Below are 20,490 nucleotides of genomic sequence, written 5' to 3' on the forward strand. Positions count from 1 at the left end.
CGCGTGGTTCACCGCTCGCGGGGCCACAGCTGCGGGTCCGGTGCGAAGCGGATGCGCAGGGTGCCGTCCCGCAGCGCGGCCCCGGCGACGGTGCAGCGGCGCAGGGCGGACGGGAGCGGCACGATCCGGCGGAACGGGCCCGCGGTGACGACGAGTTCGTCGCCGCGCCGGACCAGGTCGAGGTCGTCGCGTATCGCGCCGGGCAGCGGGATGTGCCAGACGAGCACGCCGTCCTCGGCGATCCGGTCGGTGACGGGCCACTCGACGGGTTCGGGGGCGGCGTCGACGCCCGGTACGGCGAGCGCGGCGAGGTCGTCGGCGCCCCGCGGGTCATGGCCGAGGTGGGCGACCGGGCGGACGTCATACGCCTGCCCCCAGTCGGCGAGGGCCTTGCGCTGCTGGGCGAGCAGCCCGGCCGGCCAGGTCTCAGGACCGGTCTCGGGCAGCACCCGGTTGGCGACCAGGGCGTCGGTGCGCAGGCCGCGCAGGGCGAGGCCGAGGACGGTGGTGTGCACGGCGTCGGCGCCGGCCGGGCCGGGTTCGGCGACGAGCCGCACGGTGGTGGTGCGGTCCCGCACGACGGCCTCCACGGCGGCGAGTTCGGCGTCCCAGCGTGCCGCCGTCTCGTACAGCCACTCGGCGGGCATCGGGACGCCCGCGAGGCGGCCGAGGACGGGTCGCAGGGCGCGGGCCGCCTGGCGCTCGGGCGGCAGCAGTCGGCGCAGGTAGCGGCGCAGTTCCTCGGGGAGTGCGAGCAGGTCGAGGGCGCGCGGAGCGGGCGGCAGGTCGACGACGAGCAGGTCGTGGCGCTCGGCGAGGGCGGCATCGCGCAGGGCACGCAGGAGGGACAGCTCTTCGGCGCCGGGGAGCGGGGTGACCTCCTCGGCGTCGAGGCGGGCGGCGCCGAGCAGGTCGAGGAAGCCCGCGGCGCGGCTCTGGAACGCGGTGAGGTCGTCGCGGAACCGGGCGGCGGGGTCGGGGCGCCAGGCGGTGAGGCCGGGTGCGGCACCGCGGGGCTCGGGCCCCGTCGGCGTGCCCAGCGCGGTGCCGAGGGTGTCCGTGCGGTCGGCGCTGAGGACGAGGGTCCGGGTGCCGGTGCCCGCGGCGCGCAGGGCGGTGGCGGCGGCGACGGTCGTACGGCCCGAGCCGCCCGGACCCGTGATCAGGATGGTGCGCATGGGGGTGAACGCTACCCGCGCGTGCCGGCCCGGCACGCTGTCGCTACTTCTCCCCGGACTCTACTCGCTTCTTCAGTCCCGCGAGGGCCCGATCGATGATGACCTTCTCCGCCTTGCGCTTGATCATGCCGAGCATCGGGATCTTGACGTCCACGGTGAGCCGGTAGGTCACCTCGGTGGCGCCGGGGCCGGCCGGTTCGAGGAGGTAGGAGCCGTCGAGGGAGCGGAGCATCTGGGACTTCACCAGGGTCCAGGAGACCTCCCGGTCGCCGGTCCAGGTGTAGGCGAGGGTCTGGTCGTCCTTGATCGCGCCGGCGTCCATGACGAGGCGGACCTGTTCGGCGCGGCCCCGGTCGTCGGACTTGAGGACCTCCGCCTCCTTCACCTCACCGGTCCAGTCGGGATAGCGGGCGAAGTCGGCGATCACCTCCATGACGTCGGCGGGTGCCGCCTCGATGGTGATGCTTGAGCTGGTGTGTTCCGCCATCGCCGTGGCTCCTCCGGGTGCGGGCCGGTGCAGACCGGTACAGAGAGGTCGTCGTGCGCACGTGTGTGCAGCGTGAAGGCTACCGCGCACGCGACCACCGGTTTCACCCCGTCCGCGCGCCCCTCACCATTCGAGCGCCCACGGCCTGCCCGTGCCGGCGAAGTGCCCGACGTTGACGCATTCGGTGGCGCCGATCCGCATCCGCCGCACGAGCGGCTGATGGACGTGGCCGAACAGCGCGTAGCGGGGCCGGGTGCGGCGGATGGCGTCGAGCAGCGCCCGGCTGCCCCGCTCGAACCGGCGGGCCACCGTGTCGTACACGAGTTCCGGCACCTCGGGCGGGATGTGCGTGCACAGCACGTCGACCTCGCCGACCGCCTCGATCTTCGCCGCGAAGGCGTCGTCGTCGATCTCGTACGGCGTCCGCATCGGGGTGCGCAGCCCGCCGCCGACGAAGCCGAAGGTCCGGCCGCCGATCTCCACCCGTTCCCCGTCCAGGACCGTGGTGCCGGGCCCGGCGTACTCCGCCCACAGAGGCGGCATGTCGACATTGCCGTAGGTCGCGTACGTCGGCGTGGGAAAGGCGGCGAACAGCTCGGCGTACTGGCGGCGCACGGCCTTCTCGATGACGGTGGCCCGGTCGGCGCCGACGCCCGCCCACAGCCGGGCCCCGAACGCGCGCGCCTCCTCGAAGCGGCGCGCGGTGCGCAGCTCGACGATGCGGTGGGCGTTCTCCACGCCGAACAGATCGGGGAAGATCCCGCGCGAGTGATCGGCGTAGTCGAGGAAGAGCACGAGGTCACCGAGGCAGATCAGGGCGTCCGCGCCGTCGCCTGCCCGGGCCAGGTCACGGGCGTTGCCGTGCACGTCGCTGACCACATGGACGCGGGTCCTTCGGTTACCGGCGGGTGTGGGGGCCATGGCGATCAAGGGTAAGCCTGTGCGGCATACGTGAACAGTGGCGGCCGGGCCTGCGGCTACTGGCCCGTCAGGAAAACCGTGGACTACTGTGCGCGAAGGAACACCAACCTGTGTGACGCAGCGAACAACTCGCCGGGCCCCCTGTCGAAGAAGCCATACCGGCGGGTAACGTCCGGGCAGTCCAGTCGTGCTCTGGATTTCAGCCAACGGGCCGAAGGGCTCCTGGTGGGCGTCCGAGCACCTGCCCGAGCCTTGGACCGCACCGTCGCAGCACACGATGTCGTGGCGCCGGCGCCCTATGAGGAGCAGCAGTCTTGCGCGAGTTCAGCCTTCCGGCTTTGTACGAGGTCCCTGCGGACGGCAATCTGACCGACATCGTCCGCAGAAACGCCGCGCAGCATCCCGATGTCGCCGTCATCGCCCGCAAGACCGACGCGGGCTGGCAGGACGTGACGGCCGAGGCGTTCCTGACCGAGGTACGCACCGCCGCCAAGGGGCTCATCGCGTCCGGTGTCCAGCCCGGCGACCGGGTCGGCCTGATGTCCCGCACCCGCTACGAGTGGACCCTCCTCGACTTCGCGATCTGGAGCGCGGGCGCGGTCACCGTACCGGTGTACGAGACGAGTTCACCGGAACAGGTGCAGTGGATCCTGTCCGACTCGGGCGCCACCGCCTGCGTCGTGGAGCAGGACGGCCACGCCGCCACCGTGGAGGCGGTGCGCGAGCGGCTGCCCGCGCTCAAGCACGTCTGGCAGATCGACGCCGGGGGCGTGGCGGAGCTGGGCCGGCTGGGCCGGGACCTCACCGACGCGACGGTGGAGGAGCGCAGTTCGCTCGCCAAGGCCGACGACACGGCGACCATCATCTACACGTCCGGCACGACCGGCCGGCCCAAGGGTTGTGTGCTCACCCACCGGGCGTTCTTCGCCGAGTGCGGCAACATCGTCGAGCGGCTGCGCCCGCTGTTCCGCACCGGCGAGTGCTCGGTCCTGCTGTTCCTGCCGCTCGCGCACGTCTTCGGGCGGCTGGTGCAGATCGCGCCGATGATGGCGCCGATCAAGCTGGGCAACCTCCCGGACGTCAAGCACCTCACCGAGGAACTGGCCGCGTTCCGCCCCACACTGATCCTCGGCGTGCCCCGGGTCTTCGAGAAGGTCTACAACGCGGCGCGCGCCAAGGCGCAGGCGGACGGCAAGGGGAAGATCTTCGACAAGGCGGCGGACACCGCGATCGCCTACAGCAAGGCGCTGGACACCCCGTCGGGCCCGTCCCTCGGGCTGCGGATCAAGCACCGGGTCTTCGACAGGCTGGTCTACGGCAAGCTGCGCGCGGTGCTCGGCGGGCGCGGCGAGTACGCGATCTCCGGCGGCGCCCCGCTCGGCGAGCGCCTCGGCCACTTCTTCCGCGGCATCGGCTTCACGGTCCTGGAGGGCTACGGCCTGACCGAGTCCTGCGCGGCGACCGCGTTCAACCCCTGGGACCGGCAGAAGATCGGCACGGTCGGCCAGCCGCTGCCGGGTTCCGTGATCCGGATCGCCGACGACGGCGAGGTGCTGCTGCACGGCGACCACCTGTTCAAGGAGTACTGGAACAACGAGGCCGCGACCGCGGAGGCGCTGGCCGACGGCTGGTTCCACACCGGGGATGTCGGCACCCTCGACGAGGACGGCTATCTGAGGATCACCGGGCGCAAGAAGGAGATCATCGTCACCGCGGGCGGCAAGAACGTCGCACCGGCCGTGATCGAGGACCGTGTCCGGGCGCATGCGCTGGTCGCGGAGTGCATCGTGGTCGGCGACGGGCGGCCGTTCGTCGCCGCGCTGATCACTCTCGACGAGGAGTTCCTGGGGCGGTGGGCCGCGGAGCACGGGAAGCCCTCCGGGGCCACGGCGGCGTCGCTGCGGGAGGATCCGGAGCTGCTGGCGGCGATCCAGGGAGCGGTGGATGACGGGAACGCGGTGGTGTCCAAGGCGGAGTCCGTGCGGAAGTTCCGGGTGCTCGGGGGGCAGTTCACGGAGGAGTCGGGGCATCTGACGCCGTCGCTCAAGCTGAAGCGGAACGCTGTCGCTAAGGACTTCGCGGCTGATATCGAGGCGCTGTATCAGAAATAGGGTGCGCCTGTTGAAGGGGCTGGCTCAGCTGTGTTTGCGGGTGCGGGTTTGGTGTGGCTTTTCGCGCAGTTCCCCGCGCCCCTGTCGGGGCGGTGGCTTAGCTGCGATTGCGGGTGCGGGTTCGTTGTGGTTTTTTGCGCAGTTCCCCGCGCCCCTATCGGGGCGGTGGCTTAGCTGCGATTGCGGGTGCGGGTTCGTTGTGGCTTTTTGCGCAGTTCCCCGCGCCCCTATCGGGGCGGTGGCTTAGCTGCGATTGCGGGTGCGGGTTCGTTGTGGCTTTTCGCGCAGTTCCCCGCGCCCCTATCGGGGTGGTTTAGCTGCGGGTGCGGGTGCGGGTTTGGTGTGGTTTCTCGCGCAGTTCCCCGCGCCCCTGTCGGGGCGGGTGTGCTACAGGAGGGTTTTCAGGGTTTCTGCTTGTTGGGGCCAGCGCCAGGATTGTTCGATCCAGTGGCGGCCTCGGTCGCCCATGCGGCGGCGTAGGGCGGGGTCCGCGAGGAGGGTGGTGATCCGGTCGGCGGCCTCGTTCGGGTCGCCGCCGCGGACCACCCATCCGGTCTCCCCGTCGAGCACCGCGTCGGGCGCGCCGCCCGAGTCCCCGGCGACGACCGGCAGCCCGGTCGCGGACGCCTCCAGGTAGACGATCCCGAGCCCTTCCACGTCGAGCCCGCCCCGCCGGGTCCGGCAGGGCATCGCGAAGACGTCCCCGGCGCCGTAGTGCGCGGGCAGTTCGGACCAGGGCACGGCGCCCGTGAAGCGCACCGAGGCCGCCACCCCGACCTCCCGCGCGAGCCTGCGCAGATCCCCCTCGTACGGTCCGCCCCCGACGATCAGCAGCACCGCGTCGGGCTGCTCGGCGAGGATCCGGGGCAGCGCCCTGATCAGCGTGTCCTGGCCCTTGCGCGGCACCAGCCGCGAGACGCACACCACGACCGGCCGGTCGGCGAGCCCGAGCCGTTCCCGCACCTGCGCGCCGCCGGAGCCCGGGTGGAAGGTCTTCTCGTCGACGCCGGGGGGCAGCCGCACCATCCGCCCGGCCGCCGCCGGGGTCAGCGCGGCGGCGATCCGGGCGCGGGTGTACCCGCCGAGGTAGGTGATCGTGTCGGTGGACTCGCCGATCCGGCGCAGCAGTTGGCGGGCGGCGGGCAGCTGGGCCCAGCCGGCCTCGTGCCCGTGGGTGGTGGCCACCAGCCGCTCGGCGCCCGCCTTCCGCAGGGCGGGCGCCATCAGAGCGAGCGGCGCCGCCGCCCCGAACCACACCGAGGTGCAGCCGTGCTCCCGCAGCAGCCCGGCCGCGCGCCGCGTCACGGCGGGCGTCGGCAGCAGCATCGTCGTGCGTTCGCGTACGACGGTGAAGGGCTGCTCGGCGTCGAAGGCGGCCGTGGCCTCGGCGCCCTCCCGGCCGCGCTTCCAGGTGGAGGCGTACACGACGAGCCGGTCGGGGTCGAGGCGGAGCGCCATGTTGTGCAGGAACGCCTGGATGCCGCCCGGCCGGGGCGGGAAGTCGTTGGTGACGATCAGGGTCTTGTGCATCATCGCCCAACCTATCCAACGCGCCCGCCGACCGGCGCCGGTGCGGGGTCCCGGGCGGGCCGGGACCCCGCGGTCAGGACGCGCCGCGCCGCCGCCCGAGCCGGGACCTCGTCCACATGGCGAGGCCCACCAGGGCCGCCACCGCGGCACCGCCGAGGACGGCGACCGCCAGGCCCACCAGCATCAGGACGAGCAGCCCCATGGCGCTTCCTTCATCGTCGAACGGACTTCTTCGTGCCCGGCGCCGTCACCGGTAGCGGGCGGCGCGCCGACGCCGGTCCGGCCGGGCCGCGTCCACCAGCACCCCGGCGCCCCGGCCGGGGGTCTCGTCCCAGCCGCGGATCTTCGCCGCCACCCGCGCCAGCTTCGGGTCACCGGGGCGTACGCCGAGATAGAACAGGCCCTCGTAGGGGCGGCGGTCGTCACCGCCCCAGCGCACGACGCCCTCGGTGTCGGCGAGGATATCCCGGATGATCAGCTCCTGGGCGGCCGTGAAGCCGCCGCGCGCGCCGGGCGGGTAGGAACCGGGACGGATCACCACGGCCGTGCCGGACGCCCGGTTGGACTCGGGCAGACCGGTGTCGCGGATCTCGGACGGCGCCACCCAGCCCTGGACCGGGTGGGGTTCGCCGTGCAGTCCGAGGGTGTCGACCTCGTAGTGGAAGCGCCGGATCACATGGACCAGCAGCGTCTCGGGATCGCCCGAGTGCACCGCGACGCCGAGGCCGGTGCCGGGCACCGGCCTGGTCACGATGGTTCCGTCCGCGTCCGCGGCCTTCTGCATCTCCCAGCGGTTGGCGGAGGGCCGGCCGGTGAGCAGGCGGCGCTGCCGCGCGCGGAAGCGTTCCAGCGCCCGCTTGATGTGCTCGCCGTCCGGCACGGGCGGGGTGTCCGCCGCCAGCGCGGGGCCGGCGAACGCGCCGCCCGCGGCGGAGGCGGCGGCGAGGCCCGCGGCAAGGCCGGCGGTGCGGACCATGAGGCCGCGGCGGGAAACTCCGGTGGGTCTCAACTGGTTGTTCCTCTCTGCGGGGTGCGTGCCGTACCGGTCAGGACTCGCGCAGGATGCGGTTGTACTTCTCGAAGATCTGGTAGAGCGGCACGCGCAGCCGCGCGTCGGCCTCCGCCTGGTCCCCGAACCCCTGGTAGCGGCGCAGGAGTTCGTAGGTCTCGGCGTCGGTGTAGTCGAGGGCGGGGCGGCGGATCGGGGTCTCGGCGTGGTCGCCGGGCTTTCCGTCGGATCCCCAGATGTGCATGTGCGGGACGGTGCTCAGGTTGAACACGTTGTCCTGGTTGAGCCGCGTCCACATGCTGAAGATGTCGGACTCTTTCGCGGTGTCGAGGATCGAGTCGTCGAGGATCCCGGCGCGCACGGAGTTGTTGCGGGCGAGGATGCCGGTGCGGCCGGAGATCTTCCCGATGCCGGTGCTGCTGTCGCTCACGTCCCGGACCACCGGCAGGTCCTTGCCCCAGTCGGGGATGGCCGCCGTGTGGTACCAGACCACGGACGCGTCCTCGGCCAGGTCCTTGTAGCTGTAGTGGCAGAACTCCCAGAAGGCGGAGGTCTGGATGAGCGCCTTGCGCATCCGGTAGCGGCGGGCCGAGGAGGTGAGCACGGCGTCGTGGGAGACGATCGTCTCCAGGCACTCCTGCCGGGTGTAGATGTACAGCGCGCTGTCGCCCCGGCCGATCGACTCCATGTAGTCGCCGATCTCCCTCAGCATGGCGTCCCAGTAGGACAGGCTGAAGCCGACGTCGAGCGTCTGCGAGGGGGTCGGGTGGAAGTCGCCCTGTCCGGTGTCGCGGCCGGAGGCGATGTTGTTGTCGATCTCGATGAGCCCGTCGCCCGATCCCACCGAGATGGTCTTGATCTGGTCGAAGGCCCAGTTCTCGGGCATCGGGTAGCCGAGGTTGCCGGAGAACCCGGTGGACATGTCGGACACGAAGGACGCGCTGGCGTATCCCGCGGCGGACACCCGGGAGCAGATGTTGCGCGGCCCGTAGACCCCGATGGAGAAGGGGCTGCCGAGCGCGGTCATCCGGTTCCGCACGGCCTGGAAGTACGGGAGGATGTACGCGCTCACCTCGTCGTCCACGGCGTCGTAGTCGACGGCGAAGTAGATGCGGGTGCCGTCCTTGAAGCCGAACCCGTCGGCTGCGGCGACGGCGATCAGGCAGTCGGTGTTGCCCTGGTCCGGGCTGTAGTAGTCGGCCGAGCGCGCGTAGGTCTGGTAGATGGGGAAGCAGCGCAGGCCGTACTGCTTGATGGTGTCCAGCTCGCCCGGCTGGATCGCCTTCTCCGGCAGCGAGGTCGTGCTCGGGTTGTACAGATAGCGGCCCACGTATTTGTACCCGGCGTTCTTCAGTGCCTGCGCCCGGGCCGGAGTGATCTTCGTGACGCCGTCGCAGGCGGTGCCCTTGCGGTCCGGGTCGCCGGTGGACACCAGCAGCGACGCCCAGGTCTGGAAGTCGCCGACGCCGCTGACCGGGAGCTTGACGAAGTCCTGGAAGCGGCCGACCGCGTCCGCGACGGTGGCCGTAAAGTTGCCGAACGGCACGCTCCAGGCGTTGAGGATCATGGCGCCGGTGAACAGCAGCGCCCAGGTGCCGGTGGTGCCGACGCCGACGGTGTGGTTCTTCAGGCCGCTCTGGGTGCCGGGCCCGAAGACGCCGTTGGCGACGCCGTCGGCCATGCCCAGCTCGTACTGGATGGCGTAGAGCAGGGACTTGGCGACGTCGCGGGAGTGGTGGCCGTCGCAGGGGATGATGTAGAAGTCCTGCCGGTTGACGTAACGGCCGTTCATCCACTGCTGGATCTCGCGGACGCTGTCGGAGCCGTTGTTGACGCTGACGTACGCGTCCATGTTGAGCAGGCCCTTGAACACCTTGGGCTCGATGCCGCCGCCGGGGAAGGCACCGCTGACGCCCATGTTGGCCTTCAGCGACGACACGGACGAGGCGACCCGGTCGCTGTAGAGGCCGTCGATGCCGCCGCCGTCGTAGCCCTTGCAGTACAGGGCGGACTGGATGATGCGGCAGAAGTCGGCCGACGGCACCGTCGACGCGTTCACCACGGGGTACTTGGACTTGAGTGTCGAGAGCGTGGTGGGCCCGAAGCTGTTCGACAGGGCGGTGATGCCGAGTTCGTACTGCAGGGCCCTGGTGAGGGCGTACATGGTGTTCCAGCCGGTGCGTCCGTCCTCGGTGACGGTCATGCCGATCCGGCTGCCGTAGACCTGGTTGACGAACTTCTGGGCTCTGAGCACCATCTCGTCGGCCACGGGGCTCCTCCTTCGGAGTGGGACTGGCGGGCAGGCGGGGCGGCGCCCCCCGGCGGACGACCGCGCGGGGTTCCGTCGGCGGGCGCCGGCTCTCAGGACGAGCGCTTGATCGAGGCGTTCTCGTTCTTCAGGGTGGAGTTGAGGTTGCCGGTGGAGCGCGGGCCGAAGCTCTGCGAGGCGCCCGCGTAACCGGAGTTGTAGTAGACGGTGTTGGTGGCGGACGCCTCGCCGCTGGCCGCCGCGGCGGCGTTGTTCTTGACCTCCTGGCCCTCGCCGTTGCCGATGCACCAGGAGACGGCCAGGTTGGTGTTGATGTGGGTGCCCGGCGCGATGAACACGTAGCGCACGAGGGTGGCGCCGTTGGGGCTGTAGCCGTAGAGGTCGGAGATGCTCTTGTTGGACAGGAAACAGGAGGACGTCCAGGTGTTCACGCCGGAGTTGTAGAACAGCGCGAAGCAGTTCTCGTTGCTGACGCTGCACGCGTCGCCCTCGTAGCTCGTCGCCGCCTGGGCGGGCACATGGGTGAGCAGGGCGGCGGACATCGCCAGACCGGCTCCCACGGCAAGTCGGGTGATCTTCTTCACGGTGGACTCCCTGTGCATCGTGGTGGACTGCCTACCGAGAAGCCGCCCGGGTGGCGTTCCTGACGGCTTCCTCGGTGGTCTTCTTGGCCTCTTGGAGCGCCAGTTGGTTCTTCTCGATCAGCTCGTCCTGGATCCGGGTCTCCTCCTTGAACCAGACCTGGACGAGGTCCGTGGACTTCTTGCACTCCACGTCCGCGACGGCGATGTCGGTCTCCGCGCGGGAGGGCGTGGGCGCGCTCAGCGAGTCGGCCAGCTTCGCCGCGTCCAGCGGGGTGGGCGAGGTGTAGCCCTTGCGCCGCATGCACGCGGACCACGCCTGGACGACCTCGCGCACCTTCGGGTTGGCCTTGGAGGCGTCGAAGCCCTCGTTGTTCAGACGGGAGGCGAGGCTGCCGTCCAGCTCGCCGATCCGCCGGACGGACTCGCCGAGGCAGCCGCCCTCGGGTACGCCGGCGACGGCGGCGCCCTTCGCGTTGCGGCCGGTCAGCGCCGCGTTGGCGGCGGACGCCACCTCGTAGGCCGGCGGTTCGCCGCTGTCGTGGGCGAGGTGGTAGCCGTGAGTCCGCGCCTGAGCGAGGTCGGCGATGCCGTAGCGGCGGACCATGTTGGCGTCGTCGGCGCTGGGCGGCGGGTAGCGGCCCGGCTCCGGCGGGTCGTAGTCGAACCCGAGCCGCTTCATGCACGCGCGCTGCACGGACTGCTGCGCGCGCAGCACGGTGACCTGCTGGTCGTAGGTGACCAGGTAGGACTGGATCGGCAGGGCGAGTCCCGCGGTCAGTCCGCTGGTCGCCTGGGGGCTGGGCCAGTTGCCGCTGCCGTCGCCCTTGCCCGCGGCGCCGGCAGCGGCCGCCGTGCCGCCGTCGTCCTGGGTGCAGCCCGTGGCGAGCGCCGCGCACAGGAGGGCCGCGACGAACACGGGACCGCGACGGGCCGAGCGGCCCCGGGACATCACCATGACTGCTCTGTCTCTCTTGATCTCTCTCGGTGTCTCTTGCTCGCACGAGGAAAGTGCCGCGGACCGTGCCACGGCAGGGCACGCCGACGGGGCGGCCCGATTCGGGCCGCGGGCACCGGAACAGAAGCGGATCCAAGCGGATCCAAGCGGGCGCAGTCGCCCGGCCAGGGCTCACCCTCGGAATGGGTCCCTTGGATTCCCAGCGAAATTCATGCGCGTCTCCCCCTTCTCGGCACGCCGTGGGCGGCCAGCCTCGATGAATCTAAGCCGTCCCCCGGACCACGAAAAGAGTTGATCAACGACAAACGGGCGGGTCGCGGCAGCGAGGTGACGGAGGGTTGTGCGCCGGACCCACATGCGCCCGCACGAGTGGATCACCATGGTTCGCCGCATTGTCCGTGGGTTCCTCCCCAGTTGACGGAGGTTCAACTCGGCCAGTTGACCCGCCCTTGGGGAATTGGTCCGAACCTGCTCGGCGCACTAGCCATGACCGCGTCAACCGCACGTGGGCCGGGGAAAGTTGACAAATCGTCACCTCGATCGGGCCCCGGCCGACCATGGGTCGACTTTCGGCCACGACGGACATCGCACGGCCACAACCGCCCGGATCGGCGACTCACGGAGAGTGATCACCCGCCTTGTGTGACATCGCTCACACACAGCCCGGGGCGCGACGCGACCACGCCGTACGACGGCATTGACGGACCGCACACAGCGCGACGCGTCATCATGGCCCCCGCGGGACGAGCCACGACGAAGAGGGGCCAAGTGAACATGGCGGGCGCGAGGTGGCACCTGGCCGGGCTGCTGGGGGCCTGGGGGCTGACCCGGCTGATGCTGCTGCTCTTCGTCTTCCGGGTGCTGGTCTTCCCCGGCGCGGACGTCACCACCGATGTGTCGGTGATCTACCACGGCTGGTACGAGGTACTGCGCCACGGGACGTTCCCGCTGGACGACGTGACCTGGCAGTACCCGCCCGCCGCCGCGCTCGCCGTGCTCGCGCCGGGCGCCCTGCCCTTCCTCGCCTACCCCACCGCCTTCTTTCTGCTGGCCCTGCTCGCCGACCTGACGGTCCTCGCCCTGCTCGGACACGCGGGCCGGCGCCCCGGCAAGTCGCCGCGCGGCGCCTGGGTGTGGGTGGCGGGCCTGCCGCTGCTCGGCCCGACGGCCTACGCCCGCTACGACGTGATGGTGACCGCGGTGGCCGTGGCCGCGCTGTTCGCGGGGGCCCGCCGGCCCCGGGTGATGGGGGCGCTGGCCGGCTTCGGGGCAATGGTCAAGGTGTGGCCCGCGCTGCTCCTGGTCGGGGCCGTGCGGCTGCGCGCCTGGGGCGCCGCCGCGGCCACCGCGGCGGGGGTGGCGGTGCTGTTCGCGGTCGCCATGCCCGGCGCCTTCGCCTTCCTCGCCTTCCAGCGCGACCGGGGCACCGAGGTGGAGTCGCTGGGCGCCCTGGTCTTCCATGTGGCCCGGCACTTCGGCTGGCGGGGCGAGGTGCTGCTGAACTACGGCTCGGTGGAGTTCCTTGGCCCCTACGTCGGCCTGGTGAGCGCCGCCGCGCTGACGCTCACCTGCGCCGCGTTCGGCTGGCTGCTGCTGTGGCGGCTGGCGGCCACCGGGTTCAGGCCGCACACGCCCGCGGACGCGGCGTTCACGGCGGTGCTGATGTTCACCACGACGAGCCGGGTGATCAGCCCGCAGTACCTGGTCTGGCTGATCGGCCTGGCCGCGGTCTGCGTGTCCTTCCGCGGCACCCGGATGGGCCGGCCCGCGCTGCTGGTCCTCGCGGCCGCCGTGGTGACCGTCCTGGAGTTCCCGATCGGCTTCTCGCACGTCGTGGCCGGCGACTGGTACGGCACGGGGCTGCTGTTCCTGCGCAACGGCCTGCTGGTCGGCGCCGCGCTGCTCGCCGCCGGCCGGCTGTGGCGCTCCACGGTCCCCGCGACCCGCGCAGCCACCCTGCCGACCCCCACCCCCCACACCAAGAAAACCCCCCTCTCCCCCTGACACCACCGAAGCCCCCGGCATACGCGAGCGGCGGCCGGAGCCCCGGCGACGTACCGAGGGGGCGCGGGGAACTGCGCGACAAGCCACGACAGGCCCGCACCCAACAAACGACCCGCACCGCACCGAAGGGGCGCGGGGAACTGCGCAAAGAGCAACGACGACCCGCACCCGAAGAACGACCCGCACACCCCCAAGGGGCGCGGGGAACTGCGCAACAAACCACAACGAACCCGCACCCAACAAACGACCCGCACCGCACCGAAGGGGCGCGGGGAACTGCGCGAAGAGCGACGACGACCCGCACCCGAAGAACGACCCGCACCCCCCAAGGGGCGCAAACCACAACGGTGCCGCACCCGACAAACGACCCGCACCGCTCAGGTGAGGCTCGTTCGCAGGTAGGCGCGCCAGCGGTCGGTGAAGTCCCGGAGGCTTGTCCCGAGCACGCGGCGCAGCGCGTCCTCGACGGCCCCCGCCCGCCGCCCGTGCGCGCCGACGGCGCGGTAGAACGCGTCGAGCCGGTCCTCGCCCCAGCGTTCGGCGATCATCCGGCAGGCCAGCCAGCCGCCCTCGTACGCCTGGGCGAGCCGCGCGGGGTCGCCGGTGAAGCCGAAGTCCCCGTCGGCGGGCAGGTCCGCCGGGACCCGCCCAGCGCGGACGGCGCGGGACAGCTCCGGCGCCGCCTGCGCCGGTGTGCGGCCCGTGCCGAGGTAGCCGATCCAGTCCGCGTACCCCTCGGACAGCCACAGCGGGGTGGCCGGGGTGGTGTGCGCGCGGGTGGCCACGTGGGTGGTCTCGTGGGTGAGTACCACCTGTTTGCCGGCGTCGCCGAGGAGGGCGTACGCCTCCGGGTTGACCACGATCCGGTCCGCGGGGGCCCGGGCCGGGCCGCCCGCCTCGCCGGTGGTGACCGCGGCGATCCCCCGGTACGAGGAGGCCGGCGAGCCGAGCAGGCCGGCCATCGCGTCCAGGGTCCGCGGTACGAGCACGACGACCTGCCGGGTCCAGTCCGTGCCCCAGGCCCCGGACACGGCCGGAACCGCGCGGTCGGCGAGCCGGGCGTAGGCGTTCAGCTCCCGCTCGGACTGCCCGACCCCGAGCACCAGGCTGTGCGCGCCCCTGGCGGCCGACACGGCGCCCTGGTCCCACAGTTGCTGTCCGGCCTTCTGAGCGGGCCGGTCGGAGGCGACGTACCAGCGTCCGTCGGCGGTGCGGCCGAGGGCGAGGGTGCGCTCGGTGGTGACGGGGGCCCGGTCGTAGCCCCGGACCCGGTAGCTCAGCAGGGCCGCGGCGGTGACGGTGGCGCCGGTGTGCCGCAGGCCGGTCACCCGGTAGGCCCAGGACGCGAGCGGCACCGCGCGCAGGTTGGCGTAGGTGCCGCGGGCGCCCGTCGCGGCGTACGCCGTCTCGTCGTGCCGCAGCAGGGCCGCGGCGCGCCGGTCGAGCACCTGCTGCACCTCGGCTCGCGCCGGGTCGGCCGCCGTCCGGCCGCCGCAGCCGGCCGGCGTGACGAGCAGCAGACACAGCGCGACGGCTCCCGAGCGCCACCTCCGTCTGCGATCAGCCATCTGCCCGATCGTACGGCCCGTGGCGCCCGATCAGACCCGGGTGACCGAGGAGACGGGCATCATCCCCACCGGGTCGTAGCGCACCGGGGCGCCGGGGTGGGGCGCGTGGATCACCTGGCCGTTGCCCATGTACATGGCCACATGGCCGGCATCCGAGCGGTAGACGACCAGATCACCGGGCCGCATCTGCGAGAACGGCACCTGCCGGCCGGCGTACCGCTGCTCCTGCGAGGTGCGCGGCAGCTGCACCCCGGCCTGCGCGTACGCCCACTGCGTCAGGCCCGAACAGTCGAAGCCGGCGGGCCCGTTGGCGCCCCAGACGTAGGGGCGTCCGAGGGCGGAGCGGGCGGCGGCGACGGCCGCGGCGGCGCGGGCGTTCGGGGCGCCGATGTCCCGCAGCTCGGGCAGGCCGGCCCCGCCGTCGCGGGAGGCCCGCCCATAGCCGGCGCGCTGCGCGTACGGCAGGGAGTTGAGCAGTTCGCGTGCCTTGGCCAGCTTGCGCTCCACGGTCTGCTTGTGCGCGGCGACGGCCCTGCGGCTCTTCTCCAACTGGGCCAGCTTCCCGGCCGTCGCGGCCCGCTCCTGGGCGAGTTCCCGCATGGCCGACTGGAGTTCCCGTAACCGGCCGGCCTGGCGGGTGCCGATCCGGTCGATGGTGGTGGCCTTGTCGAGGTAGTCGCCCGGGTCGGCGGAGAAGAGCAGCGCGACCGTCGGGTCGATGCCGCCGGAGCGGTACTGGGCGCCGGCCAGCGATCCCAGTTCCTCCCGCATGGCGTTGATGTGCTGCTGCTGGCGGGCGATGTGGTCCTGCGCCTCGCGGACCTGTGTGCGCAGCTTCCCGGCCTGTTCGCCGGCCTTGTTGTAGGCCTCGGTCGCTTTCTCCGCCTCCCCGTAGAGGCGGTCCACCTCGGCGGGGCCGTCGCCGTGCGGCGCGGCGCTCGCCGGTACGGCGCCGAGGGCGGCTGCGGCCGCGGACAGGACGCACAGGACGGTGGCGCCCCGGTCGAACCCGGATGGTGCAAGGCGGCGATGGGACCCCACGGAAGGCCGCACTCCTTCACCTCGTGACCGCTCGCTCGCCTGTGGGGCCGGGCCGGCGGGCGGGAGCGGTCACGCTCGGCCGTGCGGCCTGCGCGCCCTCGTCCCGCGGCACCGGCCCGTCCCGTCGGCGCACGCGCGGCCGGCGGACGGTTGCCGTTCCCCGGAGCCGGGACGGGATGTCCCGGCCGTGGGGGAAACGCGGCAGACAGTAGCCGCGCGGGCGCCCGTCGGCCAAAGCCTTCCGGCGGTCGCACAACGTGACACCCCGCCGCTGACGCAGGTCAACGGCGGGGCGAGGGGTCAGTTCCGGTTGTCGGGATTCGCCCGTTCGGGCGCTATGGAACCGGGGCCGGCTACGGCGTACGGCTCAGATGCGGACGCCGAACTGGAACGGCATGTTGTTGATCGACTCGTAGCGGACGACCGTGCCGGTGCGCGGGGCGTGCAGCACCTGGCCGTTGCCCGCGTACAGGCCGACGTGGTGCAGGTCGCCGTAGAAGAGCACCAGGTCGCCGACCTTGAGGTCGCTCTGGCTGTAGATGCGCTGGCCGGCACTGGCCTGGGCCTGCGAGGTGCGGGGTATGCCGACGCCGGCCTGCGCGTAGGCCCAGGAGGTCAGGCCCGAGCAGTCGAAGGAGGACGGGCCGGTGGCGCCGTAGACGTACGGCGAGCCGATCTTGGACTGGGCGGCGGAGAAGGCGGCGGCGGCCCGGCCCGAGGCGGAGGTGGTGTTGCCGAGGTCGACGCGTTCGGAGGCGGAGCGGTTGGCCCGTGCCTCCTTGGCGGCGAGGTCCGCCTTCTCCTTCGCCGTCAGGGTGTTGAGCAGCCGCTGCGCCTCGGCGAGCTTGCCCTGGACTTCCTTCTTCTTCTTGCCCAGTTCGGTGCGGGTGGCGGCGAGGTCCTTGAGCTTGTCGGTCGCCTCGGCCCGGTCCTGCGCGAGTTCCCGCTGCTTGTCCTGGATCTTCTTCAGGGCCTCGACCTGCTGGCCGCTCAACTGGTCGAGCGTGGACGCCTTGTCGAGGTAGTCGTCCGGGTCGGAGGAAAGGAAGAGCTGGACGGAGGGGTCTATGCCACCCGAGCGGTACTGTGCGCTGGCCATGGTGCCCAGGCCGTCGCGCAGCTTGTTCAGGTCTTCCTGACCGCGGGCGACGTTGTCCTGGATGGTGGAGATCTCCTTCTGGAGCTTCTCCTGCTTCTCCTTGGCCCCGTTGAACTTCTCGGTGGCCTGCTCCGCCTGTTCGTAGAGCTTGTCGACCTTGGCCTTGACCTCGTCCTTGCTCAGCTTCTCACTGGGTGCCGCGTTGGCGGCCTGAGAGCTCAGGGCTACGGCAGCGGCGGCTGCGGTGGTCAGCACGGTCACGCGCGTGCGGCTCGGCTGCTTGGGTCGACGATGGGACGCCACGGAGACGGGCTCCTTCTTTTGAGTGATCACCCGTGTGGAGGTTCGAGCTGACCCTAGTGACCCAGTTGTGATCAGTTCAAATCCTCAGGAGAAAAAATCGTTCACTCCCTGCATTCTTTGCCCACAACTCACATGCTGTGATGCCCACTTGACGCTACGTTGAGCGACACTTCCGCCAATTCGGGCATTAAGAACGTACGTTGACGTTCAGGACAATCGCCTGAGGAGCATTGCAGAAGCGACAGGACGGGCACCCGCACGGGCGACACCGTCGGCCACCTCACGATCGGTCGAGGCGACGATGACCGGCCGGCCCGGCGGCTCGGCCCGCACCAGCTGCCGGATCAGCTCGTCGGCCGTGACACCCGGCTTGGAGAACAGCACCCGCACCCCGCGCGGCGGGGCCAGCAGCACCGGCGCGGCCAGCTCGGCGCCGTCGAAGACACACGTCACCTCGGCGCCGGTCTGCGCGGCGAGCTGCGAGAGCTGGCCGAGCAGCCGCAGCCGCTGCTTCTCCAGCGGCATCTGCGGATAGCCGGTCTTGGTGACGTTGTAGCCGTCGACCACCAGATGGGCCTGCGGAAGGGCGAGCAACTGGTCCAGGACCGCCGGGTCGTGTTCGGACAGCGCACGCGCGGCGATGTCCTTCGGGGTCATCCGGCCCGGCTCCACCGCGTCCACGGTCTCGGCGGGCCGCACGGACACCGGCGGCAGCGCCAGCTCACGGCGCAGCCCCTGGGCCGCCTCCAGCACGGTGTCGAGCAGCAGCCGCACCCGCATGTCCTCGACGCTGCGCCCCTCACGGGCCGCCCTGCGGCTGGCCTCCAGGGCGGTCTCCACCTCCCCGAGACGGGCCTTGAGCCGCCGGGACTCGCTCTCGGCGGCCGAGACCTGCGCCTGCCCCTCGGCACGCACCGCCTCGATCTCGCCCTGGGCCTTGCGCAGGGCGGCGTCGCCCCGCTTCACATCGCTGAGGGCGGCGCGGAGTTTGCGGTGAAGCGATTCAGCTTCCCGCTTGGCCGAATCCAGCTCGGCACGCAGCCGTTCGGTCTCGGCGCGGGTGTGGTCGCGGACCCGGTCAAGCTCCGCGCGCAGCCGCTCCAGCTCGGCCCGGCTCTCCTCGTCGGCGCGCTCGGCGTCCGCCCGCTGGACCTCCTCGCCGGCCGCGGCCACCAGCTTCACCCAGCCGGCCGGACGCAGAACATAGGCCGCGGCCGCCACGTCGAGCGGGTCCGCGGCCGGGGGCGGCGAGCCGGAGTCCAGGGCGCCGGAGAGTTCCGGCTGCGCCTCTCTGAGCTTCTCCCCGATGCGCTGCCGGAACAGCGTGTCGGTCTCCAGGGCAGCGGCCATCGCGTTGCCCGCGAACTTCGCCCGGCGATTCGGGGCGAACCGCGCATACTGCCGCAACTGGGCGGGCAGTTCACCGATCGTCAGACCGCCGAAGCCGTCCGACACGATCTGCACGACCCGGCGGCGCACGCCGTCGGGCAGCGGACGGTCAAGCACCTCGGCGGTGCCGTCGCCCGGCCCCCCGCCTTGGGTCTCCGCCATCCGTCACACCCCAATACCCGTGCGGGGCCGCCTCCTGCGCTCAGGAGTCGGCTCCCGGCCTGTCCACCAGTTCCACCTGGTCCACCGCGTTGCACCAGCGGCAGCGCACCGACTCGATGGTCTCACTGACCACCTCGCGCTCCTCGACCTTGGGCTCGCCGGCGAGGTCGAGATGGACGTACTCGACGACCTTCGAGGCGCGGGTCACGTCGAAACGGGTGAGGTTGCCGCAGAGGGTGCAGCGCCATCGCGTCGTGGCGGTCGGCAGGGGAACCGGCATCGTGTCTGTTCGCTTCCTTCCAGTGTCCGTGACGCGCCGTCTGCCCGGCGCGTGTGGCTCGTAACCCTACGGCCTGGCGGGTACTCGTCGCCCGTTCGTCCGCGGCGGCGAGGCGATCTGTGCTACTGAGTGCCGTTACGTCATGCTCTGTGTTCATGATCAGCAACTGGAGCGGGACGGCCGGGCGGACCTTCAGGGCGGTCCGCGGCTCGTCGGCGCCGATGACGCACGTCCTGATCGCCCTGTGCTGCCTGATCTTCCTGATCGGGCCCGCGTCCGGGTTCAATCCGGCGTACGGCACCGGTGACGGGCTGCTGGCCGCGCAGCGGGCGTACTTCCGGCGCTGGGGCGTCGTGCCCGCGAACCTGTTCGACGGCCCGGCCGGGGAGGCGCTGACCCCCGCCACGGCGCTGTTCGTGCACGGCAGCTGGGTGCATCTGCTCGGCAACATGCTGTTCCTCTACGTCTTCGGGGTGATGACCGAGGAACGGATGGGCCGCGTGCGGTTCACCCTGTTCTACGTCGGCTGCGGCTATCTGGCGCTGATCGGCTACGCCGCCGCCAACGCCGCCTCCCAGCAGTCCCTGGTCGGCGCCTCCGGGGCGATCTCCGCGGTCCTCGGGGCGTTCCTGTTCCTGTTCCCCGGCGCTCGTGTCACCAGTCTCCTCCCCTTCCTGTTCTTCCTCCCGCTGCGCTTTCCCGCCTGGGTCGTGCTGCCCTTCTGGGCGGGGCTGCAGTGGGTGGCGGCGCGGCAGGCCACCCAAGGGCCCGGGGTGGCGTATCTGGCCCATCTGGTGGGCTTCTCGCTGGGCTTCGTCTTCGCATGGGTGCGGTTCGGGCGTCGGGCTAGAGTGAAGGCCGCCCCAGCTCCGGCTCCCGAGGGAGAAAACCAGCCGTGATCACCGCGATCGTGCTCATCAAGACCAGCGTGGACCGGATTCCCGAGATCGCCGAGCAGATCGCTGCGCTGGACAATGTCAGCGAGGTCTTCTCCGTGACCGGTACCTACGATCTGATCGCCATGGTCCGGGTCGGGCGGCACGAGGAGCTGGCCGAGGTCATTCCCGGTCGCATCAGCAAGATCCGGGGGGTGGAGGGCACGGACACGCATGTGGCCTTCCGGACGTACTCCCAGCATGACCTGGAGGCGGCGTTCGCTATCGGGCTGGACAACTAGACGCTCCGCGGGTGCCGTCCGGCGGTTGCGGGGGCGGTTGCCGGTCGTCGGCTGCGGCGCCGTCGTGGCTGGGCGCGCCGTTCCCCGCGCGCCCCTCCGGGGACATCTGCCGGACGTCGGCTGCGGCGCCGTCGTGGCTTGTCGCGCCGTTCCCCGCGCCCCCTGCGGGGACGACTGCCCGTCCTCGACCGCGGCGCCATCGTGGCTTGTCGCGCCGTTCCCCGCGCCCCCTCCGGGGACGACTGCCCGTCCTCGACCGCGGCGCCATCGTGGCTTGTCGCGCCGTTCCCCGCGCCCCCTGCGGGGGCAACCGCCGTCCCTCGACCGCGGCGCCATCGTGGCTTGTCGCGCCGTTCCCCGCGCCCCCTCCGGGGGCAACCGCCGTCCCTCGACCGCGGCGCCATCGTGGCTTGTCGCGCCGTT

18 protein-coding genes are annotated in these 20,490 nt (G+C 71.8%); 4 read left to right on the forward strand and 14 right to left on the reverse strand.

Going from position 1 to position 20,490, the window contains the following annotated elements; translation table 11 throughout:
- Positions 1-8: 8 nt before the first annotated feature.
- The 3 genes from ACIRFL_RS11205 to ACIRFL_RS11215 all read right to left on the reverse strand — a co-directional run bounded on the left by ACIRFL_RS11205 (position 9) and on the right by ACIRFL_RS11215 (position 2,586).
- Complete coding sequence (locus tag ACIRFL_RS11205; RefSeq protein WP_404026531.1) at positions 9-1,178, reverse strand: ArsA family ATPase; 1,170 nt, start codon at positions 1,176-1,178, stop codon at positions 9-11.
- 43 nt (positions 1,179-1,221) lie between these two features.
- Positions 1,222-1,665, reverse strand: a complete 444-nt coding sequence (locus ACIRFL_RS11210; protein WP_404026533.1) for an SRPBCC family protein — start codon at positions 1,663-1,665, stop codon at positions 1,222-1,224.
- Positions 1,666-1,788: 123 nt separating this feature from the next.
- Positions 1,789-2,586: a metallophosphoesterase gene (locus ACIRFL_RS11215; RefSeq protein ID WP_404026536.1), complete on the reverse strand. Its 798-nt coding sequence runs from the start codon at positions 2,584-2,586 to the stop codon at positions 1,789-1,791.
- Positions 2,587-2,900: 314 nt separating this feature from the next.
- Between ACIRFL_RS11215 and ACIRFL_RS11220 the strand changes: the two genes are divergently transcribed.
- On the forward strand, positions 2,901-4,697 hold the full coding sequence (locus ACIRFL_RS11220; RefSeq protein WP_404026538.1) for an AMP-dependent synthetase/ligase: 1,797 nt from the start codon (positions 2,901-2,903) through the stop codon (positions 4,695-4,697).
- Positions 4,698-5,084: 387 nt separating this feature from the next.
- Here the strand turns inward: ACIRFL_RS11220 and ACIRFL_RS11225 are convergent, their stop codons facing one another.
- The 6 genes from ACIRFL_RS11225 to ACIRFL_RS11250 form a co-directional block, all read right to left on the reverse strand.
- Complete coding sequence (locus ACIRFL_RS11225; RefSeq protein WP_404026597.1) at positions 5,085-6,227, reverse strand: glycosyltransferase family 4 protein; 1,143 nt, start codon at positions 6,225-6,227, stop codon at positions 5,085-5,087.
- Between the two features lie 73 nt (positions 6,228-6,300).
- Positions 6,301-6,429: a hypothetical protein gene (locus ACIRFL_RS11230; RefSeq protein WP_404026540.1), complete on the reverse strand. Its 129-nt coding sequence runs from the start codon at positions 6,427-6,429 to the stop codon at positions 6,301-6,303.
- A gap of 45 nt (positions 6,430-6,474) precedes the next feature.
- Complete coding sequence (locus ACIRFL_RS11235) at positions 6,475-7,203, reverse strand: hypothetical protein (RefSeq protein ID WP_404026598.1); 729 nt, start codon at positions 7,201-7,203, stop codon at positions 6,475-6,477.
- 70 nt (positions 7,204-7,273) lie between these two features.
- A complete protein-coding gene (locus ACIRFL_RS11240; RefSeq protein ID WP_404026542.1) occupies positions 7,274-9,505 on the reverse strand; it encodes a glycoside hydrolase domain-containing protein in 2,232 nt (743 codons plus the stop codon).
- 92 nt (positions 9,506-9,597) lie between these two features.
- The gene (locus ACIRFL_RS11245) at positions 9,598-10,089 is read right to left on the reverse strand and encodes a hypothetical protein (protein WP_404026544.1); all 492 of its coding nucleotides are present in this window, start codon (positions 10,087-10,089) and stop codon (positions 9,598-9,600) included.
- Between the two features lie 31 nt (positions 10,090-10,120).
- Positions 10,121-11,044, reverse strand: a complete 924-nt coding sequence (locus tag ACIRFL_RS11250) for a hypothetical protein (protein ID WP_404026547.1) — start codon at positions 11,042-11,044, stop codon at positions 10,121-10,123.
- 774 nt (positions 11,045-11,818) lie between these two features.
- On the opposite strand from ACIRFL_RS11250, the gene ACIRFL_RS11255 reads away from it, so the two are divergent.
- Positions 11,819-13,048: a glycosyltransferase 87 family protein gene (locus tag ACIRFL_RS11255; protein WP_404026549.1), complete on the forward strand. Its 1,230-nt coding sequence runs from the start codon at positions 11,819-11,821 to the stop codon at positions 13,046-13,048.
- Positions 13,049-13,425: 377 nt separating this feature from the next.
- On the opposite strand, the gene ACIRFL_RS11260 is transcribed toward ACIRFL_RS11255, so the two are convergent.
- From ACIRFL_RS11260 to ACIRFL_RS11280, 5 genes are all read right to left on the reverse strand, one after another.
- The gene (locus ACIRFL_RS11260) at positions 13,426-14,616 is read right to left on the reverse strand and encodes a hypothetical protein (protein WP_404026551.1); all 1,191 of its coding nucleotides are present in this window, start codon (positions 14,614-14,616) and stop codon (positions 13,426-13,428) included.
- A gap of 30 nt (positions 14,617-14,646) precedes the next feature.
- Positions 14,647-15,657, reverse strand: coding sequence for an NlpC/P60 family protein (locus ACIRFL_RS11265; protein WP_404026553.1), 1,011 nt, complete (start codon positions 15,655-15,657; stop codon positions 14,647-14,649).
- A gap of 367 nt (positions 15,658-16,024) precedes the next feature.
- Entirely contained in the window at positions 16,025-17,059 is a 1,035-nt protein-coding gene (locus tag ACIRFL_RS11270) for an NlpC/P60 family protein (protein WP_404026556.1), read from the reverse strand.
- A 207-nt stretch (positions 17,060-17,266) separates the two neighbouring features.
- On the reverse strand, positions 17,267-18,610 hold the full coding sequence (locus ACIRFL_RS11275) for an NYN domain-containing protein (RefSeq protein ID WP_404026559.1): 1,344 nt from the start codon (positions 18,608-18,610) through the stop codon (positions 17,267-17,269).
- Positions 18,611-18,650: 40 nt separating this feature from the next.
- A complete protein-coding gene (locus ACIRFL_RS11280) occupies positions 18,651-18,890 on the reverse strand; it encodes a hypothetical protein (RefSeq protein WP_376536688.1) in 240 nt (79 codons plus the stop codon).
- 155 nt (positions 18,891-19,045) lie between these two features.
- Between ACIRFL_RS11280 and ACIRFL_RS11285 the strand changes: the two genes are divergently transcribed.
- Positions 19,046-19,789 (forward strand): rhomboid family intramembrane serine protease, encoded by a 744-nt coding sequence (locus tag ACIRFL_RS11285; RefSeq protein ID WP_404026561.1) that lies wholly within the window; start codon positions 19,046-19,048, stop codon positions 19,787-19,789.
- On the forward strand, positions 19,786-20,067 hold the full coding sequence (locus ACIRFL_RS11290; RefSeq protein WP_404026563.1) for an Lrp/AsnC family transcriptional regulator: 282 nt from the start codon (positions 19,786-19,788) through the stop codon (positions 20,065-20,067). The genes ACIRFL_RS11285 and ACIRFL_RS11290 overlap by 4 nt, the downstream gene beginning before the upstream one ends.
- Positions 20,068-20,490: the final 423 nt, after the last annotated feature.

Source organism: Streptomyces sp. NPDC102462 (genome assembly GCF_044765425.1).
GTDB lineage: Bacteria > Actinomycetota > Actinomycetes > Streptomycetales > Streptomycetaceae > Streptomyces.